This is a genomic window from Trinickia terrae (assembly GCF_005144415.1).
Lineage (GTDB): Bacteria > Pseudomonadota > Gammaproteobacteria > Burkholderiales > Burkholderiaceae > Trinickia_A > Trinickia_A terrae.
This window is the reverse complement of sequence record NZ_SWJE01000003.1, coordinates 357,566-375,503: the sequence shown is the minus strand read 5'-3', so window position 1 is coordinate 375,503 and position 17,938 is coordinate 357,566. Positions and strand designations below refer to the sequence as shown.

The 17,938-nt window shown below is 66.8% G+C and carries 16 protein-coding genes; 11 read left to right on the top strand and 5 right to left on the bottom strand.

Annotated features, from left to right (window positions below; translation table 11 throughout):
- Positions 1-77: 77 nt before the first annotated feature.
- Together xylG and FAZ69_RS06960 are read left to right on the top strand one after the other, a co-directional pair.
- Positions 78-1,637 (top strand): D-xylose ABC transporter ATP-binding protein, encoded by a 1,560-nt coding sequence (gene xylG, locus FAZ69_RS06965; protein ID WP_136893217.1) that lies wholly within the window; start codon positions 78-80, stop codon positions 1,635-1,637.
- Positions 1,634-2,833 (top strand): sugar ABC transporter permease, encoded by a 1,200-nt coding sequence (locus FAZ69_RS06960; RefSeq protein ID WP_136893216.1) that lies wholly within the window; start codon positions 1,634-1,636, stop codon positions 2,831-2,833. Before xylG ends, FAZ69_RS06960 begins: the two co-directional genes overlap by 4 nt.
- Positions 2,834-2,836: 3 nt before the next feature.
- Here FAZ69_RS06960 and FAZ69_RS06955 read toward each other — a convergent pair whose 3' ends face one another.
- The 3 genes from FAZ69_RS06955 to FAZ69_RS06945 all read right to left on the bottom strand — a co-directional run bounded on the left by FAZ69_RS06955 (position 2,837) and on the right by FAZ69_RS06945 (position 4,872).
- Positions 2,837-3,367 (bottom strand): cytochrome b, encoded by a 531-nt coding sequence (locus FAZ69_RS06955; RefSeq protein ID WP_136893215.1) that lies wholly within the window; start codon positions 3,365-3,367, stop codon positions 2,837-2,839.
- Positions 3,368-3,466: 99 nt separating this feature from the next.
- Positions 3,467-4,093, bottom strand: coding sequence for a ParB-like protein (locus FAZ69_RS06950; protein WP_136893214.1), 627 nt, complete (start codon positions 4,091-4,093; stop codon positions 3,467-3,469).
- Positions 4,094-4,182: 89 nt separating this feature from the next.
- A complete protein-coding gene (locus tag FAZ69_RS06945) occupies positions 4,183-4,872 on the bottom strand; it encodes a VTT domain-containing protein (RefSeq protein ID WP_136893213.1) in 690 nt (229 codons plus the stop codon).
- Between the two features lie 225 nt (positions 4,873-5,097).
- Between FAZ69_RS06945 and mutL the strand changes: the two genes are divergently transcribed.
- Positions 5,098-7,185, top strand: a complete 2,088-nt coding sequence (mutL, locus tag FAZ69_RS06940) for a DNA mismatch repair endonuclease MutL (RefSeq protein WP_136893212.1) — start codon at positions 5,098-5,100, stop codon at positions 7,183-7,185.
- Positions 7,186-7,198: 13 nt separating this feature from the next.
- Positions 7,199-8,152 carry a tRNA (adenosine(37)-N6)-dimethylallyltransferase MiaA gene (miaA, locus tag FAZ69_RS06935; RefSeq protein WP_136893211.1) on the top strand — a complete coding sequence of 318 codons (954 nt, stop codon included), beginning with the start codon at positions 7,199-7,201 and terminating at the stop codon, positions 8,150-8,152.
- A 119-nt stretch (positions 8,153-8,271) separates the two neighbouring features.
- Here miaA and purM read toward each other — a convergent pair whose 3' ends face one another.
- On the bottom strand, positions 8,272-9,333 hold the full coding sequence (gene purM, locus FAZ69_RS06930) for a phosphoribosylformylglycinamidine cyclo-ligase (protein WP_136893210.1): 1,062 nt from the start codon (positions 9,331-9,333) through the stop codon (positions 8,272-8,274).
- Positions 9,334-9,480: 147 nt separating this feature from the next.
- On the opposite strand from purM, the gene FAZ69_RS06925 reads away from it, so the two are divergent.
- The 7 genes from FAZ69_RS06925 (at position 9,481) to panB (ending at position 15,804) form a co-directional block, all read left to right on the top strand.
- Positions 9,481-10,557 carry an AI-2E family transporter gene (locus tag FAZ69_RS06925; RefSeq protein WP_136893209.1) on the top strand — a complete coding sequence of 359 codons (1,077 nt, stop codon included), beginning with the start codon at positions 9,481-9,483 and terminating at the stop codon, positions 10,555-10,557.
- A 17-nt stretch (positions 10,558-10,574) separates the two neighbouring features.
- Positions 10,575-11,333: a DnaA regulatory inactivator Hda gene (gene hda / locus FAZ69_RS06920; protein ID WP_136893208.1), complete on the top strand. Its 759-nt coding sequence runs from the start codon at positions 10,575-10,577 to the stop codon at positions 11,331-11,333.
- 25 nt (positions 11,334-11,358) lie between these two features.
- Positions 11,359-12,045 carry a histidinol-phosphatase gene (locus FAZ69_RS06915; protein ID WP_136893207.1) on the top strand — a complete coding sequence of 229 codons (687 nt, stop codon included), beginning with the start codon at positions 11,359-11,361 and terminating at the stop codon, positions 12,043-12,045.
- Positions 12,042-13,619, top strand: coding sequence for a polynucleotide adenylyltransferase PcnB (gene pcnB, locus FAZ69_RS06910; protein WP_136893206.1), 1,578 nt, complete (start codon positions 12,042-12,044; stop codon positions 13,617-13,619). The genes FAZ69_RS06915 and pcnB overlap by 4 nt, the downstream gene beginning before the upstream one ends.
- 90 nt (positions 13,620-13,709) lie before the next feature.
- Positions 13,710-14,264, top strand: a complete 555-nt coding sequence (gene folK, locus FAZ69_RS06905; RefSeq protein ID WP_136893205.1) for a 2-amino-4-hydroxy-6-hydroxymethyldihydropteridine diphosphokinase — start codon at positions 13,710-13,712, stop codon at positions 14,262-14,264.
- On the top strand, positions 14,261-14,947 hold the full coding sequence (locus tag FAZ69_RS06900; protein ID WP_136893204.1) for a deoxynucleoside kinase: 687 nt from the start codon (positions 14,261-14,263) through the stop codon (positions 14,945-14,947). The genes folK and FAZ69_RS06900 overlap by 4 nt, the downstream gene beginning before the upstream one ends.
- 41 nt (positions 14,948-14,988) lie before the next feature.
- Positions 14,989-15,804: a 3-methyl-2-oxobutanoate hydroxymethyltransferase gene (panB, locus tag FAZ69_RS06895; RefSeq protein WP_136893203.1), complete on the top strand. Its 816-nt coding sequence runs from the start codon at positions 14,989-14,991 to the stop codon at positions 15,802-15,804.
- 184 nt (positions 15,805-15,988) lie between these two features.
- On the opposite strand, the gene pabB is transcribed toward panB, so the two are convergent.
- Entirely contained in the window at positions 15,989-17,902 is a 1,914-nt protein-coding gene (gene pabB, locus FAZ69_RS06890; protein WP_136893202.1) for an aminodeoxychorismate synthase component I, read from the bottom strand.
- Positions 17,903-17,938 lie beyond the last annotated feature (36 nt).

Here is a 17,938-nt window from a genome sequence, read left to right as displayed (position 1 = left end):
GGCGGGGTTCGAAGCAGGCGACACGCAGCGCAGCGTGTGACGAACCTCGCCGCGCTCTTGCAACGAGGCATGAGCGAATGACGCAACCCCTGCTGGCGATGCGCGGCATCGTCAAGGCATTTTCCGGCGTAAAGGCGCTCGACGGCATCGACCTCGCGGTCGCGCCGGGCGAATGCGTCGGCCTGTGCGGCGAGAACGGCGCGGGCAAGTCGACGCTGATGAAGGTGCTGTCGGGCGTGTACTCGCACGGCACCTGGGACGGCGAGATCCTCTGGGACGGCGCGCCGCTGAAGGCGGCGAGCGTGCGCGACACCGAGCGCGCCGGCATCGTCATCATCCACCAGGAGCTGATGCTGGTGCCGGAGCTGTCGGTGGCCGAGAACATCTTTCTCGGCAACGAGATCACGCTGCCCGGCGGCCGCATGAACTACGCGGCGATGTACCAGCGGGCCGACGCGTTGCTGCGCGAACTCAACATCACCGGCATCAACGTCGCGCAGCCCGTGATGAACTACGGCGGCGGACATCAGCAGCTGATCGAGATCGCCAAGGCGCTGAACAAGCGCGCGAAGCTGCTGCTGCTCGATGAGCCGTCGTCATCGCTGACCGAAGCCGAGACGCGCATCCTGCTCGCCATCGTGCGCGACCTGAAGCGGCGCGGCGTGGCGTGCGTCTATGTCTCGCACAAGCTCGACGAAGTCGAGGCCGTGTGCGACACGATCACCGTGATTCGCGACGGCCGCCACGTCGGCACCGAGCCGATGCGCGCGCTCACCACCGACAAGATCATCGCGATGATGGTCGGCCGCGAGATCAAGAACCTGTTTCCGCGCGAGCCGCATGACATCGGTGAAGCGGTGCTCGAAGCACGCAACGTGACCTGCTTCGACGTCTCCAACCCGCGCCGCAAGCGCGTCGACGGCGTGTCGTTCAGCGTGCGGCGCGGCGAGATCCTCGGCGTGGCGGGCCTGGTCGGCGCGGGCCGCACCGAGCTGATGCAGGCGGTCTTCGGCGCCTATCCGGGCGCGAGCGAGGCGACGGTGCTGTTGAACGGCAAGCCGCTCAGGATCCGCGCACCCATCGACGCGATCCGCGCCGGCATCGCCATGGTGCCCGAGGACCGCAAACGCCACGGCATCGTGCCGCACCTCTCCGTCGGCCACAACATCACGCTCGCTGTATTGCAGCGCTTTGCCAGGCACGGCCGCATCGACGCCGCCGCCGAGCTCGACACGATCCGCACCGAGATGACGCGGCTCACGGTGCGCGCCGCGCACCCGATGCTGTCGATCGCGAGCCTGTCGGGCGGCAACCAGCAGAAGGCCGTGCTCACGCGCATGCTGCTGACCGAGCCGCAGGTGCTGATCCTCGACGAGCCCACGCGCGGCGTCGACGTCGGCGCGAAGTACGAAATCTACAAGCTCATCAACCAGCTCGCGCAGCGCGGCGTGGCGATCGTGATGGTGTCGTCGGAACTGCCGGAGGTGCTCGGCATCAGCGACCGCGTGCTCGTGATCGGCGAGGGCGAGGTGCGCGGCGACTTCGTCAACGACGGCCTCACGCAAGAAGACATCCTCACCGCCGCGATCAGTCCCGCGCAGCGACCCACGATCTCCAACGGAGCGAACGCAGCATGACTCCCGATGTCTCCTCCCCCGGCGCGCAGGACGCCGCCTCGCGCGGCTCCATGGCGGCCGCCCAGCGCTTCCAGCAGTTGTTCGCGCGCTACAAGATCCTGGCGCTGCTCATCGCGGTCGCGGCGATCTGGATCTTCTTCTCGTTCCTCACCGACGGCGCGTTCATCACGCCGCGCAACCTCTCGAACCTGCTGCGGCAGATGGCGATCACGGGCATGCTCGCGTGCGGAATGGTGTTCGTCATCATCTCGGGCGAGATCGATTTGTCGGTCGGCTCGCTGCTAGGCCTGCTCGGCGGCATCGCGGCGATTCTCGACGTGACCCTCCATTGGCCCATCGGCGCGACAGTGCCCGTCGTCATGCTGCTCGGCGTGCTGGTCGGGATGGCCAACGGGTGGCTGTCGGCTTATCGAGGCATTCCGTCGTTCATCGTCGGGCTCGGCGGCATGCTCGCCTATCGCGGCATCCTGCTTGGCGTCACCGGCGGCTCGACGATCGCGCCCGTCTCGGACAGCTTCGTCTTCATCGGCCAGGGCTACCTGCCGCGCGTCGCAGGCGATGCGCTCGCGGTCGCGCTGTTCCTGCTGCTGGCGCTGCTCACGATGCGCCAGCGCCAAAACCGCCAGCGCTATCGGCTGCCTTTGGCGCCGCGCTGGCAGGACGTGGCGAAGATCGCCGGCGCGGGCGCGATCCTGCTCGCCTTCGTCGCGACACTCGACCGCTACGGCGGCATCCCGGTGCCGGTCCTGCTGCTGCTCGCGCTGCTCGGCGTGTTCTCCTGGATCGCGACGCAGACGGTGTTCGGGCGCCGCATCTATGCGGTCGGCTCGAACCTCGAGGCGACGCGCCTGTCGGGCGTCAACACGAATCGCGTGAAGCTCGCGATCTTCGCGCTGATGGGGCTCATGTGCGCGTTCGCGGGCATCGTAAACACCGCGCGGCTCGCGGCGGGGTCGCCCTCGGCGGGCTCGATGGGAGAGCTGGACGCGATCGCCGCGTGCTTCATCGGCGGCACGTCGATGCGCGGCGGCTCGGGGACCGTCTACGGCGCGCTGATCGGCGCGCTCGTGATGGCTAGCCTCGACAACGGCATGTCGATGCTCGATGTCGATGCCTACTGGCAGATGATCGTGAAAGGCGGGATTCTGGTGCTGGCCGTGTGGATCGACGTGGTGTCGGGGTCGAACCGGCGCTGAGGATCAGATCATCCGCCGCAGCGTGTTGTCCTTGAACACGACGTGGTGCCCGATCGCAGCGAGCGCGTGAAGGCCGATCACCCAGTAGAACGCATTGCCGATCAGCTCATGCGCTTCCTTGAGCACCGTGCGCGCGGCGGGGTCGGGTCCCGCCAGCACAATATCGAAAGGCAGGCCGGGGAGCGTCACCGGATGTCCGCCCAGGTTGACGAACAGGATGCCGAGCAGCGGCTGCACGAAAATGAAGAGATAAAGCGCGACGTGCACGAGGCGCGCCAGGAACGCGAGCAGTGGATTCGCTCCGAACTCGGCCGGCGCGCCTTTCCACAAACGCCAGAAGAAACGCGGCACCGCGAGCATGAGCACCAGCGCGCCGCACCAGAAATGCACGTTGCTCCAGAACACGCGGCTATCGGTGCCCTTCGGGCCGCGGACTTCGATCGCGAGATAAGCGAGCGCGACCAGCAGGAAAATCGCCCAGTGAAAAAAGATGGCCGGCTTGGAATACCGCCCGGAACGCATGGTCGATTGCATGAGGACTCCCGTTTTCAGGTTTTATTGGTTTTGTAAGCGCCTGATGATAAACGACAAATCCTTAGGCGAACCTTAACCCGCCGCAAGAATCCGCAAGTTTCAGCGCAACTCGATCTTGCCGGACCAGCCCGGCAGATAGCGCGCGTCCTGCTCGTGCACGACGGCGAGCGCGTCTTTGAGCGCCTTGGCGAAGTCCTTCCTGATGCGCTTTTCCGGAATCCTCGGGCGCAGGTAGTCGGCCCACAGGAACTCGCTGAACGGCGTCGCATCCTTCGCATAGCCGCCCGCGCGGCGCAACTCGCCCGCCAGGCTGCGATAAGGATCGTCGGTCAGGCCGTTGAGCGTGTCGGGCAGGTGCTCGTAGTCGTGGCGCGTGCCGTCCGGGCCGAACGGATGCACCCATTGGTTGTGCTCCATCATGCGCCAGAAGATCACCGGGTCGAGCCACGACAAGTCCCTCAGCACCATCACCTTGACCTCCTTGACGCCCTCTTCGATCAGGGCGAGCCCAAGGTGGTGATGGTCGACCACGTAATAGTCGCGCTTCGGGCCCAGCACGGCGGGGAACCAGTGCGTCGCGATCGCGCTCGCGCGGCCTTTCTTGTCGAGCGTCTTCCAATGGCCACGCTTGGCGGTAACCTCGTGATAGCCGACGGTCATTTGCGTCGGCCGCAGGCTTTCGAGCTCGGCCGAGATCAGGTGGATGTCGGAGTTCGGAACGGTCATCGATGCACCTCTCGTTCTTGGTTGCGGGAGTGCGAAGCGCTTGCGGCGGATATGCGAGGAGGCCTACCGACGGCCGGCCCCGCATCCGCTCAGCGGTTGTTGCCCGGCTTGTGAACCGCGCCGGCCGAGCTCTTGCCGCGCAAAAGCTTCCACAGTGCGCCGATCAGGATCGGCACGATGGCCGCGCCGATGCCGACCAGCACGATCACGTTCAGGTACTGGCGAATGAACGGGATGTTGCCGAAGAAATAGCCCAGCAGGACGAGCAGCAGCACCCAGAAGAGCGCACCAGCCACGTTGAAGAACTGGAAGCGCGTAAAGCGCATCGCCGACACGCCCGCGACGAACGGCGCGAAGGTCCGCACCACGGGAATGAAGCGCGCGAGCACGAGCGTCTTGCCGCCGTGCTTCTCGTAGAAATCGTGGGTTTTCTGCAGCGCGGCCCGGTCGAGGAAGCGCTCGAGAACCGGAATGTGGGTATTGAACACTTTCGGCCCGATCGCCTTGCCGATCGCGAAGTTCAGGCTGTTGCCGCTGATCGATGCGGCCAGCAGCAGGAAAATCAGCAGCTCCAGGTGCATCTCGCCCGTCGCGCAGAACGCACCGCCGATGAAGAGCAGCGAATCGCCAGGCAGGAACGGCAGAATCACGAGCCCCGTTTCGCAGAAGACGATCAGGAACAGCACCGCATACACCCACGCGCCGTATTGATGAATGAAGACACCGAGGAACTTATCGATATGCAAGACCAGCTCGGCAAACTGCAGCAACGTGTTCAAGTGCTTCCCTTTCGAAAAAGTGCGTTGGTGTGGCGTGGAATTCGCGCCGCGCGGCCCACGCATCCCCCAAGGGGACTTCCTCCGGGGCGTCGGCGGGCCCGAACGACGCCAGCGAATTGACCGCGCCATGATACCGAAAGTGCCCTGCATATTTCTCAAAAATGGAACTTGAACGAGCCGCCAGCGCCTGCCGGGCCCATAACTGCGAATCGCTATAATTCCGCAATGTCCGAATTCACCGAACCGCAGCCGGCCAGCGCCCCGAAGGAAGTCTCCGCGGGAAATGCCGAGCCGAACCTCTCCGCGCCTGCTTCAGCGGCGCTCTCCCCGCGCCCGCTCCGCGCCATTCAACCGCTTCCCGACCAGTTGATCAGCCAGATCGCCGCCGGCGAAGTCGTCGAGCGGCCGGCGTCGGTCGTCAAGGAATTGCTCGAAAACGCGCTCGACGCCGGCGCCAAGACGCTGCGCATCGTGCTCGACGAAGGCGGCGTCAAGCGCATCTCGATCGCCGACGATGGCTGCGGCATCCCCTCCGCCGAGCTGCCGCTCGCGCTGATGCGGCACGCCACCAGCAAGATCCGCTCGCTCGCCGAGCTCGAATCGGTCGCGACGCTCGGGTTTCGCGGCGAGGCGCTGGCGTCGATCGCGTCGGTGGCGGAGATGGCCATCACGAGCCGCACCGCCGACGCCCCGCACGCCACGCGCATCGACGCGCAGACCGGCGACCTGACGCCCGCCGCGGGCACCACGGGCACGACGATCGAAGTGCGCGAGCTGTACTTCAACACGCCTGCGCGCCGCAAATTCCTGAAAAGCGAGCAGACCGAGCTCGGCCATTGCCTCGAGATGATCCGCCGCTCGGCGCTGGCGCGCCCGGACGTGGCGATCTCGGTGCTGCACAACGGACGCGCAGTCGAGCACTGGAACGCGAGCGATCCGGCCACGCGCGTCGCGAAGATCCTCGGCGAGACGTTCGCCACTGCGCACCTGCCGCTCGAGGAAGCGGCCGGACCGCTCGCCGTCTACGGCTGCGCCGGCCTGCCGACCGCGAGCCGCGGCCGCGCCGATCAGCAGTATTTCTTCGTCAACGGCCGCTTCGTGCGCGACAAGCTGCTGACGCACGCGGTGCGCGCCGCTTACGAGGACGTGCTGCACGGCGAGCGCTTTCCGTCCTACGTGCTGTTCCTCGACCTGCCGCCCGAGGCGGTCGACGTGAACGTGCATCCGTCGAAGATCGAGGTGCGCTTTCGCGACTCGCGCTCGATCCACCAGTTCGTCTTCCACGCGGTGCAGCGCGCGCTCGCGCGGCACGCGGGCGCGTCGCCGGATACCACGGCGGGCGGCCATGCTGCGCATATCGAGCCGGTGAGGCCGGCTTCGTCCGGGTCGACGCCGCTGGGGGCGGCGGCGGGCGCTGGCGGAGCCGTCGGAGGAAGCGGCGGCACCGGCAACATCGGCCACGGCGGCGAGCCCGGCAGCACCTGGCTGCGGCAGTCGCGCATGACGCAAGGCACGCTGCCAGTCGCGCAGCCGCTTGCGCTCTACGACGCGCTGTTCGGCCGCAAGGACGTTGGCGCGGGCACGGCGCAAGGGGCGACGACGGCTTACGAAGCGCGCGACCCCGCTGCCGAACCCGCCATGCCGTCAGGTGGAATCGCGGAAGGCGCCGGCGCTGCTGCGCCCGCGAGCACGCCATACGCCAGCGCTCCCTCGTTCGCGGCAAGCGACGACCACCCGCTCGGCTTCGCGCTCGGCCAGATCCACGGCATCTACGTGCTCGCGCAGAACGCGCGCGGCCTCGTGATCGTCGACATGCACGCAGCCCACGAGCGCATCCTCTACGAGCAGTTCAAGACCGCGCTCGCCGATCGCTCGATCGCGGTCCAGCCGCTTTTGATCCCCGTCTCGATGCAGGCGGACGCCGTCGAGATCGGCGTCGTCGAAGAGGAACGCGCGACGCTCGACGCACTCGGCTTCGACCTCGCCGTGCTGTCGCCGACGACGCTCGCGATCCGCGCCGTGCCCGCGCTGCTGAAGGACGCCGACCTGCAGGCGCTCGCGCGCGCGGTGCTCGCCGACCTGCACGCCTACGGCGGCTCGCGCGTGTTGACCGAGCGCCAGCACGAGCTGCTCGGCACGCTCGCCTGCCACCACGCGGTGCGCGCGAACCGGCGCCTGACGCTCGACGAGATGAACGCGCTCTTGCGCCAGATGGAAGCGACCGAGCGCGCGGACCAATGCAACCACGGGCGTCCGACCTGGTACCAGTTGACGCTCTCGGACCTCGACCGCCTCTTCATGCGCGGGCAGTAAGCGCGTGGACCACGTGAGCTCGACACCCGCCAAACCGCGCCCGATCGCCTGTCTGCTCGGCCCGACGGCCTCCGGCAAGACCGCCGCCGCGCTCGCGTTCGCGGCGCGGCGGCCGGTGGAGATCGTGAGCGTCGACTCGGCGCTCGTCTACCGCGAGATGGACATCGGGACCGCCAAGCCTACGCTCGCCGAGCGCGCGGTCGCCCCACATCACCTGATCGACATCATCGACCCCGCCGCCAGCTACTCCGCCGCCGATTTCCGCGCCGACGCGCTGCGCCTTACCGGCGAAATCCTCGCGCGCGGCAACGAGCCGCTGCTGGTGGGCGGCACGATGCTCTATTACAAGGCGCTGACGCAGGGCCTGAACGACTTGCCGCCCGCGAACGCCAACGTGCGCGCCGAGCTCGACGCCGACGCCGCCCGCGACGGCTGGCCCGCGTTGCACGCGCGCCTCGCGCGCGTCGATCCGGCGACGGCCGCGCGGCTCGCGCCGAACGATTCGCAGCGCATCCAGCGGGCGCTGGAAGTGTTCATGCTGACGGGCGCGGCGATGTCGACGCTGCTCGCTTCGCCCGCGCGCGAAGCGCAGACGCCCTACCGCTTCGTGCCGATCGCGCTCGAGCCTTCCGAGCGCAGCGTGCTGCACGAGCGCATCGCGCAGCGCTTCGATGCGATGCTCGCAGCCGGTTTCATCGACGAAGTGAAACGCCTGCGCTTGCGCGGCGACCTGCACCTGGGCTTGCCGTCGATGCGCTGCGTCGGCTACCGGCAGGCCTGGGAATACCTCGACGGCGTCACCGACTACCCGACGATGCGCGACAAAGGCGTGTTCGCCACGCGCCAGCTCTGCAAGCGGCAGTTGACGTGGCTGCGGGCAATGCCGGCGCGAATCGTCGTCGACTGCTGCGCGGGCGATGCGACCCAACGGGCACTCGAGGCAATCGAGCGGGTGCTCGCCGCCTAAAAAACGCCACAAACGGAAACGGCGCCTGGCCGCTCCTCTCGGAGCTTCCAGGCGCCGTTTCCCATACTGCGCTCGAAAAGCCTAAGCAGCGCGCACGTCGCCGCGCGCGCTCATCGGCCTCAGACCACCACCGTCTGCGCCTCGCCTTCGCCGCTCGCACGCACCGTGCCGATCTTCCAGACTTGCTCGCCGGCAGCCGTCAATTGGCGCACCGCCTCGTCGGCATCGGCCGCCGCGACGATCACCGCCATGCCGATCCCGCAATTGAACACGCGGTGCATTTCCGCATCGGCGACGCCGCCGTGCTGCTGCAGCCACGCGAAAAGCGGCGGCAACGGCCACGCGTTCTTGTCGAGCTCCGCCGTAAGGCCTTCGCGCAGCACGCGCGGAATGTTCTCGACGAGCCCGCCACCCGTGATGTGCGCCATCCCCTTCACGGCGATGCTCTGCATCAGGGCGAGGAGCGGCTTCACGTAGATGCGCGTCGGCGCCATCAGCGTGTCGGCAAGCGAGCGGCCGTGGAAATCGGCCGACAGGTCCGGGTTCGCGCGCTCGATGATCTTGCGCACGAGCGAGAAGCCGTTCGAATGGATGCCGCTCGAAGCGAGACCGAGCACCACGTCGCCTGCGCCGATCGTGCTGCCGTCGATGATCTTGCTCTTCTCGACCGCGCCCACCGCGAAGCCCGCGAGATCGTATTCGCCGTCGGGATACATGCCCGGCATCTCGGCGGTCTCGCCACCGATCAGCGCGCAGCCCGCCAGCTCGCAGCCTTGCGCGATGCCCTTCACGACCGTGGCCGCCGTGCCGACATCGAGCTTGCCGCATGCGAAGTAGTCGAGGAAGAACAGCGGCTCGGCGCCTTGCACGAGGATGTCGTTGACGCTCATCGCGACGAGATCCTGGCCGACCGTGTCGTGCTTGTTCAGATGAAACGCGAGCTTGAGCTTCGTGCCGACGCCGTCGGTGCCCGACACGAGCACCGGCTCGCGGTATTTCTTCGGCACCTCGAACAGCGCGCCGAACCCGCCGATGCCGCCGAGCACGCCGTCACGCAGGGTTTTCTTGGCAAAGGGCTTGATCGCGTCGACGAGCGCGTCGCCCGCGTCGATGTCCACGCCCGCGTCGCGATACGACAGGCCTTGGGATTGCCCATCGGGGGCGGATTTCGGTTGATTCATGGGGGAAGGGCGAGAAGGTCGGTAAAATGCGATTTTACCTGATGCCGATCCACAGTTAGCGCTTCAGCGCTTACTGTGGTCCCATGCAAAGCTGCCGATCCGCAGTTGGCGCTTTGGCACTTACTCCCACCACATTGGGAAAAACACTTGTCGCTGAACTCTCCCCTCATTACGCCGTACCAGCGCCAGGCCTTCTTCTGGTTCGCCGTCGCGCTCGGGATCGGCATTCTGCTCTGGGTGCTGAGCCCGGTCCTCACACCGTTCCTGCTCGGCGCGATCCTCGCCTACATGCTGCAGCCGGGCGTCGACTGGCTGCAGCGCCACCGCGTGCCGCGCGGCCTCGGGGCGCTGATCATGATGCTGGTCTTCGCGTGCATGATCACGGTGCTCGTGCTGCTCGTGCTCGCCGTGATTCAGAAGGAAGGCCCACAGCTCAAGCAGCAGATTCCCGTCTTCATCGCAAAGCTGAACGCCTGGGTCCAGCCCAAGCTCGTGTTCCTCGGCCTTGGCGATTCGCTCGACTTCGCGAGCGTGCGCGACATGCTCACGAGCCAGCTCGAAGGCAGCGCGCAGACGGTCGCGCTCACCGCATGGAAGTCGCTCCGCACGAGCGGCAACGTAATGATCACCGTGATCGGCAACGTCGTGATGGTGCCGCTCGTGCTGTTCTATCTGCTCTACGACTGGCACAGCATGATCACGCGCATCGAGACCTTCATCCCGCGCCGCTGGCTCGACAAGACGCTGCAGCTTGCCCGCGAAATGGACCAGGTGCTCTCGCAATACCTGCGCGGCCAATTGCTCGTGATGGCCGTGCTCGCCGCCTATTACGCGATCGGGCTCACGATCGCGGGCTTCGAGATCGCACTGCCCGTCGGCGTGTTCACGGGGCTCGCCGTGTTCATCCCGTACATCGGCTTTGCGACCGGCCTCGCGCTCGCGCTCCTCGCGGCGCTGTTGCAATTCGGCGACTGGTACGGCTTCGGCGCGGTCGCGATCGTGTACGGCGTCGGCCAGATCCTCGAGGGGTTCTTCCTGACGCCGCGGCTCGTCGGCGAGCGCATCGGCCTGCATCCGCTCGCCGTGATCTTCGCCCTGCTCGCCTTCGGCCAGCTGTTCGGCTTCTTCGGCGTGCTGCTCGCGCTGCCGGTGAGCGCAATCATCTCGACGGCGCTGCGCGAATTGAAGCGCGGCTATCTGGCAAGCACGCTCTACAAGAACTGACCGACTTCGTTTCCATCGTGACTGTCCAACGTCAACTGACGCTCGATCTCGGCACCCCGCCGCCGTCGACCTTCGACAATTTCTTCGCCGGCGCCAACGCCGAGCTGGTGACGCGCCTGCGCGAGCTCGACGCGGCGCTGGCCGCCGGTCCGCTCGCCGACCGCACGTTCTACATCTGGGGCGACCCCGGCTGCGGGCGCAGCCACTTGCTGCACGCGCTCGTGCACGAAACAGCGCCGCGCCAGGCGCGCTTCCTGAGCCCGCAAAGCGCGCTCGCGGCGTTCTCGTTCGACCCGCGCGTCTCGCTCTATACGGTCGACGATTGCGACCGGCTCTCGAGCGCCCAGCAGATCGCGCTCTTCAATCTCTTCAACGAAGTGCGCGCGCACCCGACTAGCGCGCTCGTCGCCACCGGCAACGCCGCGCCGATCGCGCTCGCCGTGCGCGAAGATCTGCGCACGCGCCTCGGCTGGGGCCTCGTGTTCCACCTCGCGCCGCTGCCCGACGACGGCAAGGCCGCCGTGCTCAAGCACGCGGCAAAGGAACGCGGGATCGCGCTCGCCGACGACGTCCCGGCTTACCTGCTCACGCATTTCCGCCGCGACATGCCGAGCCTGATGGCGCTGCTCGACGCGCTCGACCGCTTCTCGCTCGAACAGAAACGCGCCGTCACGCTGCCGCTGCTGCGCACGATGCTCGCCTCGCCGGACGCGGCGGCCGTCCCGGTTGCCGCCGGCGCGCCCGAGTCCGGCGAGCACCCCGCGCGGTTCAAATGACCCGCTTCAAGTAAAATGCGCCCTCATGACGAATCTCGCCCTTTTTGACCTGGATCACACGCTGATCCCCACCGACAGTGACCACGAATGGGGCCGCTTCATGGTGAAGCTCGGCATCGTCGACGCCGAAAGCTTTGCGCATGAAAACGACCGCTTCTTCGCCGACTACAAAGCCGGCAAGCTCGACATTCATGCCTACCTGACCGCGATGCTCACGCCGCTCGCGAAATATTCGCGCGCGCAGTTGGCGCAATGGCACGAGCAGTTCATGCACGAAGTCATCAAGCCCGCCATGATCCCGGCGGCGCTCGAGCTCGTGCGCGGCCACCAGGACGACGGCGACCTCTGCTGCATCGTCACCGCGACCAACGAGTTCATCACGCGGCCGATCGCCACCGCATTCGGCGTGAAAGCGCTGATCGCATGCGAAGTGGAGACCGTCGACGGCCATCCGCACTCCCAATTCACGGGCCGCGGCACCGGCACGCCGAGCTACCGCGAAGGCAAGATCGTGCGTACCGAAGCGTGGCTTGCCTCGCTCGGCAAGACCTGGAGCGATTTCGAGCGCAGCTATTTCTACAGCGATTCGCACAACGACATCCCGCTGCTCGAAAAAGTCACCGACCCGATCGCGACCAATCCCGACGCCACGCTGCGCGCCCACGCCCAGGCGAAGGGCTGGCGCATCCTCGATCTCTTTGAACCGTCGTGATCAAAAAACTCATCCGCAAGCTGTTCGGACAGGAACCGGTGGCCGACAACGAAGCTGACGCCGACACCGGCGCCACGCCCGACACGCGCACCGAAGAAGTCGCCAAGCAGCGCCGCAAGACGACGAAAAGCGCCGCCAAAACCGCGCGCGCCGGCGCGCGCGATCCAGACGCGCCCGTGATCCTGTCAGCCGACATCCACGGCATCGACCCCGAGCTGATCTCCCGCAACGCCGTGCGCGTCACCGAGACGCTGCAGCAGGCGGGGCACCGGGCGTTCATCGTCGGCGGCGCGGTGCGCGACCTGCTGCTCGGCATCGCGCCGAAGGATTTCGACGTCGCGACCGACGCCACGCCCGACGAGGTGCAGCGCCTCTTTCGCCGCGCGCGCCTGATCGGCCGGCGCTTCACGATCGTGCACGTGCAGTTCGGGCAGGAGATCATCGAAGTCTCGACGTTCCGGGCTCTGGTCGATCCGCCTCCCGCTGACACGCCTGCGCCGAAGCGCCTGAAGCGCGACGAGCTCGACCGCCGCACGCACGCGGTCGACGCGAGCGGCCGGGTGCTGCGCGACAACGTCTGGGGCGAGCAGCATGAAGACGCCACGCGCCGCGACTTCACGATCAACGCGATGTACTACGACCCTGCGACGCAGACCGTGCTCGACTACCACAACGGTCTCGCGGACGTGCGCGCGCGCACGCTGCGGATGATCGGCGACCCGGCGACGCGCTTCCGCGAAGACCCGGTGCGGATGCTGCGCGTCGTGCGCTTCGCGGCGAAGCTCGGCTTCGAGATCGAGGACGCGACGCGCGCACCGATCAAGAAGCTCGCCGACCTCGTCAACAACGTGCCGGCCGCGCGTCTCTTCGACGAGATGCTGAAGCTGCTGCTCTCGGGCCACGCGCTCGCGTGCTTGAAGCAATTGCGCAAGGAAGGCCTGCACCACGGGCTCCTGCCGCTCCTCGACGTCGTGCTCGAACAGCCGCACGGCGAGCGGTTCATCACGCTCGCGCTCAACAACACGGACGAACGCGTGCGCGCGGGCAAGCCCGTCTCGCCGGGCTTCCTGTTCGCGACACTCCTGTGGCACGACATGCAGCAGCGCTGGCAGCAATACGAAGCCAACGGCGAGTTTCCGGTGCCCGCGCTGCATCGCGCGATGGACGACGTGCTCGACATGCAGACCGAAAAGCTCGCGATCCACAAGCGCTACTCGGCTGACATGCGCGAGATCTGGGGCCTGCAGCTGCGTCTCGAGAAGCGCTCGGGCCGCAGCGCGCTGAAGCTCCTGGAACACCAAAGATTTAGAGCGGGGTATGATTTCCTCCTGTTGCGCTGCGAATCCGGCGAGTTGGACTCGTCGATCGGGCAGTGGTGGACAGAATTCATCGACGCAGACGCCGCCGCGCGCGAAGCATTGCTTTCGCAAGGCGGCAGGGACCGGACGCCTAGAAAACGACGGCGGCGCAGCAGTGGCGCTAAAAACCGCAAGCCGGGCGAGCGGATGGAGGGGGGCGAGTCGGCAAGCAGGCAGTCGAGCGACGTGAGCCAAGGCGGCGAGCACGAAGACTGAGACGGCCGCCGCACTCGCTGTCTGACCGACCGTGTCTGACAGACCGTGTCGAACCGACGCTGTCGGACGAATTTCGCAGGAAGCTATGCCATGACGGTTGCTTATCTCGGCCTCGGCGCGAATCTCGGGGACGCGCGCCAGACCTTGAAAGACGCGGTGGTGTGCCTCGCCCAGCAGCACACCATCACCGTGCTCGAAAAATCGAGCCTCTATCGCACTGCCCCGATCGACGCGGGCGGCGACGACTATTACAACCTCGCCGTGAAGCTCGAGACTTCGCTCGGCGCGCACCACCTGCTCGCGCTGTGCCACAAGGTCGAGCACCACTTCGGCCGCGAGCGTCCCTTTCGCAACGCGCCCCGCACGCTCGACATCGACATCCTGCTGTTCGGCGAAGCGTGCATCGAGGAGCCCGACCTGATCGTGCCGCACCCGCGTCTCACCGAGCGCGCATTCGCGCTGGTGCCGCTCGTCGAAATCGATCCGGCGCTCGAGATTCCCCGGCTGGGCCGCGCCGATGCGTTCCTTCCCGCAGTCGTTGGCCAGCGCATCGAGAAGGTGAAGAGCCCCTGCCAGTGCCTGCTCGAAGCGCTGCGCGGCGGCAACGCGCCGGCCAAGGCCGAGAAAGGCGGTGGCTGCCGATGACGAGCTCGCCGCCGCTCACCGTCACCGCGCCGCACTTGCGTCCGCCGTATCCGTACATCGCGGTCGAAGGCCCGATCGGCGTCGGCAAGACCTCGTTCGCGCGCCTGCTCGGTGAACGCTGGTCGATGCAGATGCTCCTCGAGCGTCCTGACGACAACCCCTTCCTCGAACGCTTCTATCGCGACTCCGCGCGCTACGCGCTCGCCACGCAGTTGCAATTCGCGCTGCAGCGCGCACAGGAAGCGCAACAGGTGATCGCTGCGCGCGCAGCCGGCATCCCGCTCGTCGCCGATTTCATCGCGCAAAAAAACGACATCTTCGCGCGCCTCACGCTGCCGGACGACGAATGGCAGCTGTATCGCGCGCTCGCGGCGCGTATCGACACCGCCGCGGCGCCGCAGCCGGATCTCGTCGTCTATCTGCAGGCGAGCCCGGAAGTCTTGTTCGCGCGCATCCAGAAGCGCGCGCGGCCGTCGGAGCTGCAGATCTCCGACGCTTACCTGCGCGCGCTCTGCAATGCGTACAACGAGTTCTTCTACCACTACGACGGCGCCCCTGTGCTGACCGTCAACGCTGAACACCTGAATCCGCTCGAATCGGCGGAAGATCTTGCGCTACTGGTCGAACGCATCGAGACAATGCGCGGGCGCAAGGAATTCTTCGTCAAAGGCACGTCGCTGTAACAGCGGCGGGGCCCTCCTCTTTCTTCAAAACGGAACTTCCCATGACCTATTTGCAGGAAACGAGCCGGCAGGCCATTACGGTGCCGAAACTGCAAACCATGCGCGATGCCGGCGAAAAGATCGCGATGCTCACCTGCTACGACGCGAGCTTCGCGTCGCTGCTCGATCGCGCGGGCGTCGACGTCCTCTTGATCGGCGACTCGCTCGGCAACGTGCTGCAAGGCCAGACGACAACGCTGCCCGTCTCGCTCGACGACATCGCCTACCACACCGCCTGCGTCGCGCGGGCCCAGCCGCGCGCGCTGATCGCCGCGGACCTCCCGTTCGGCACCTACGGCACGCCGGCCGAGGCGTTCGCGAGCTCCGTCAAGCTGATGCGCGCGGGCGCGCAGATGGTGAAGCTCGAAGGCGGCGAATGGCTCGCCGACACGGTGCGCTTTCTCGTGGAGCGCTCGGTGCCGGTGTGTGCGCACGTCGGCCTCACGCCACAATCGGTACATGCGTTCGGCGGGTTCAAGGTGCAGGGCAAGACGGAAGCCGGCGCGAACCAGCTGATGCGCGACGCGCTCGCGATGCAGAACGCAGGCGCCCAGATGGTGCTCATGGAAGCCGTCCCGACGCTCGTCGCCACCGACGTGACGAAGCAACTGCGCGTTCCGACGATCGGCATCGGCGCGGGCCTCGAATGCTCGGGCCAGGTGCTGGTGCTGCACGACATGCTCGGGATCTTCCCCGGCAAGCGGCCGCGCTTCGTGAAGGATTTCATGCAGGGACAGCCGAGCATCTTCGCGGCTGTCGAGGCTTATGTGCGCGCGGTGAAGGACGGCTCGTTCCCGGGGCCGGAACATACGTTCTGACCTCGGCCGGACGGCCGGAAATCAGAGAGCCCTTTTTGCCTGACAGACGTCGCGCAACTTCGCAAAGACGCCACCGCCACCACCCCGAACCGTTTTCGTACGCTCCTCGTGCGCATCGCCGGGTGGATGCTGCGTCTTCGCGCCGAGCGCGTCGCCTGACGCAACGCCAGAAATTGTTGCCCGACTATTTCCGCATCAGCCGCGCAGGCAGCGCTCCGCGCAGCGCGTTGCATACCATCAACGCTTCGGCATCGAACAGATCCGCCTGAACGAGCACCCGCTCGCCCGCTTGAAAACCGGCATCGGCCAGCAGCACCCGGCGCATCACCCCCGGCAGCACACCTGACGACAGCGGTGGCGTCCACCAGCGCCCGTCCAGCTTCACGAACACATTCGACCGGCCGCCTTCGGTCAACTCGCCGCGCTCGTTGAAAAACAGCATGTCGAAGCCGCCGTGCGCCTCGGCTTCGCGCCAGCCTCGGTCATATTCCGCGCGGTGCGTGGTCTTGTGCCGGAGCAGCGGATCGGTCGCCTGCGTCGGTGCGAAACCATGCTCCGGCGCCAGCGCCACGCCGGCCACATCACTGGAAAGCGGCACAAGCGGCGCCGCGACGATCTCGACATGGCCCGACTTCGCCAGCGCCAGGCGAAACCGGTGGTCGACGCCGGCAGGCAACTGCGCGCAACGCTCGGCAATGCGCTCGCGCAAACCAGCCTCGTCGAATGCAAAGCCGAGTTGGTGCGAGCTCGCGCCGAGCCGATCCAGATGCAAATCGAGGTGGCGCACACCCGCCTCGCGGCTCGCATGCATCGTTTCGAATAGTTGCAGGCCGGGATCGGCGCCCGTCAGGAAGCTGGCTTTCAAGCGGCACTCCGTGTATTCATCGGCGGCCACGCTGTCGAGCACGACGCCGCCGCCTACGCCCATCGTCCCGCGCCGCAGCCCTTGAGCCGACGGCGCCGCAAGTTCCAGCGTCCGGATGGCGACCGACATGCAGAAGTCGCCGCAAGCCGGGCCATGATCGGTCGAAGCATCCTCCAACGGCGGCGCGTCCAGCCAGCCGATCGCCCCTGTGTAGAGGCCGCGCGGCGTCGTCTCGATCGCGTCGATCAACTGCATCGTCCGGTACTTCGGCGCGCCCGTGATCGAGCCGCAAGGAAAGAGCGCACCCAACACATCAGCGAACGTGACGCCGTCGTGCGCGTCGGCCTCGACGGTCGAGGTCATCTGCCACACCGACGGATAAGGCTCGATGGAAAACAGCGCCGGCACGCTCACGGACCCTGTCTTCGAAATCCGCGACAGATCGTTGCGCAGCAGGTCGACGATCATCACGTTCTCGGCGCGGTTCTTGGGATCGTTTGCGAGAAAGTCCGCGGCGCGCGCATCGTCGGCGGGATCGGGCGCGCGCGCAGCCGTCCCCTTCATCGGCCGCGCGCGCAGACGCGCACCGGCCTTCTCAACAAACAGCTCGGGCGAGCACGACACGACCCATGCGCCGCCGGGCCGTGCGATCAGCGCGCCGTAGCGCACCGGCTGGCGCCGACGCAGGCGCCGGTACAGCGCGAACGGCGAGCCGAAGACGTCGAACGCCAGCCGGTAGGTGTAGTTGACCTGATAGGACTCGCCCTCGCGCAGCGCCTCGTGGACGGCGGCGATCGCGGCAGCGAACTCGTCTTCGGTGACGCTCTGCGTAACGTTCATCGCCCCGGCCACCGACGGTTCCTGCGTACCGCCGTCAAGACCCGCAAGCCAAGCATCGGCTTCGTCGCGCGACAGCTTATCGCAGCGCGAGAACATCAAAAAATGCAGCGAGGCATTGCCTGGCTGCATTTTTTGCGAGCTTGCGAAGCCGCCTTCCTTCGACAACGACAGGTTACGGCCGAACTCATAGTCGGCGAGCACGGCTGCATGCAGGCCGTGGCGCGCGTCGCCTTCGGCGGCGGCGCAGACTTCGTCGAGCCGCGCGCTGCCGCTGCACACGTGCTCGCGTACAAAGCCCGTGTACAAACGACTCGACCGCACGGCGGCGGTCGAGTCGCAATCGTCGAGCAGCGCGAATACCTCGCTGCCCGCCCTTACCTCATCAGCTGTCATCTACACCACCAGCGTCACGCGCCGCCGAGCTTGCCG

Bases quoted from the DNA above. Each gene is read 5' to 3' on its own strand.
- xylG (WP_136893217.1), top strand. From the start codon at position 78: ATGACGCAACCCCTGCTGGCGATGCGCGGCATCGTCAAGGCATTTTCC.
- FAZ69_RS06960 (WP_136893216.1), top strand. From the start codon at position 1,634: ATGACTCCCGATGTCTCCTCCCCCGGCGCGCAGGACGCCGCCTCGCGC.
- FAZ69_RS06955 (WP_136893215.1), bottom strand. From the start codon at position 3,367: ATGCAATCGACCATGCGTTCCGGGCGGTATTCCAAGCCGGCCATCTTT.
- FAZ69_RS06950 (WP_136893214.1), bottom strand. From the start codon at position 4,093: ATGACCGTTCCGAACTCCGACATCCACCTGATCTCGGCCGAGCTCGAA.
- mutL (WP_136893212.1), top strand. From the start codon at position 5,098: ATGTCCGAATTCACCGAACCGCAGCCGGCCAGCGCCCCGAAGGAAGTC.
- purM (WP_136893210.1), bottom strand. From the start codon at position 9,333: ATGAATCAACCGAAATCCGCCCCCGATGGGCAATCCCAAGGCCTGTCG.
- FAZ69_RS06915 (WP_136893207.1), top strand. From the start codon at position 11,359: ATGACGAATCTCGCCCTTTTTGACCTGGATCACACGCTGATCCCCACC.
- folK (WP_136893205.1), top strand. From the start codon at position 13,710: ATGACGGTTGCTTATCTCGGCCTCGGCGCGAATCTCGGGGACGCGCGC.
- FAZ69_RS06900 (WP_136893204.1), top strand. From the start codon at position 14,261: ATGACGAGCTCGCCGCCGCTCACCGTCACCGCGCCGCACTTGCGTCCG.
- panB (WP_136893203.1), top strand. From the start codon at position 14,989: ATGACCTATTTGCAGGAAACGAGCCGGCAGGCCATTACGGTGCCGAAA.
- pabB (WP_136893202.1), bottom strand. From the start codon at position 17,902: ATGACAGCTGATGAGGTAAGGGCGGGCAGCGAGGTATTCGCGCTGCTC.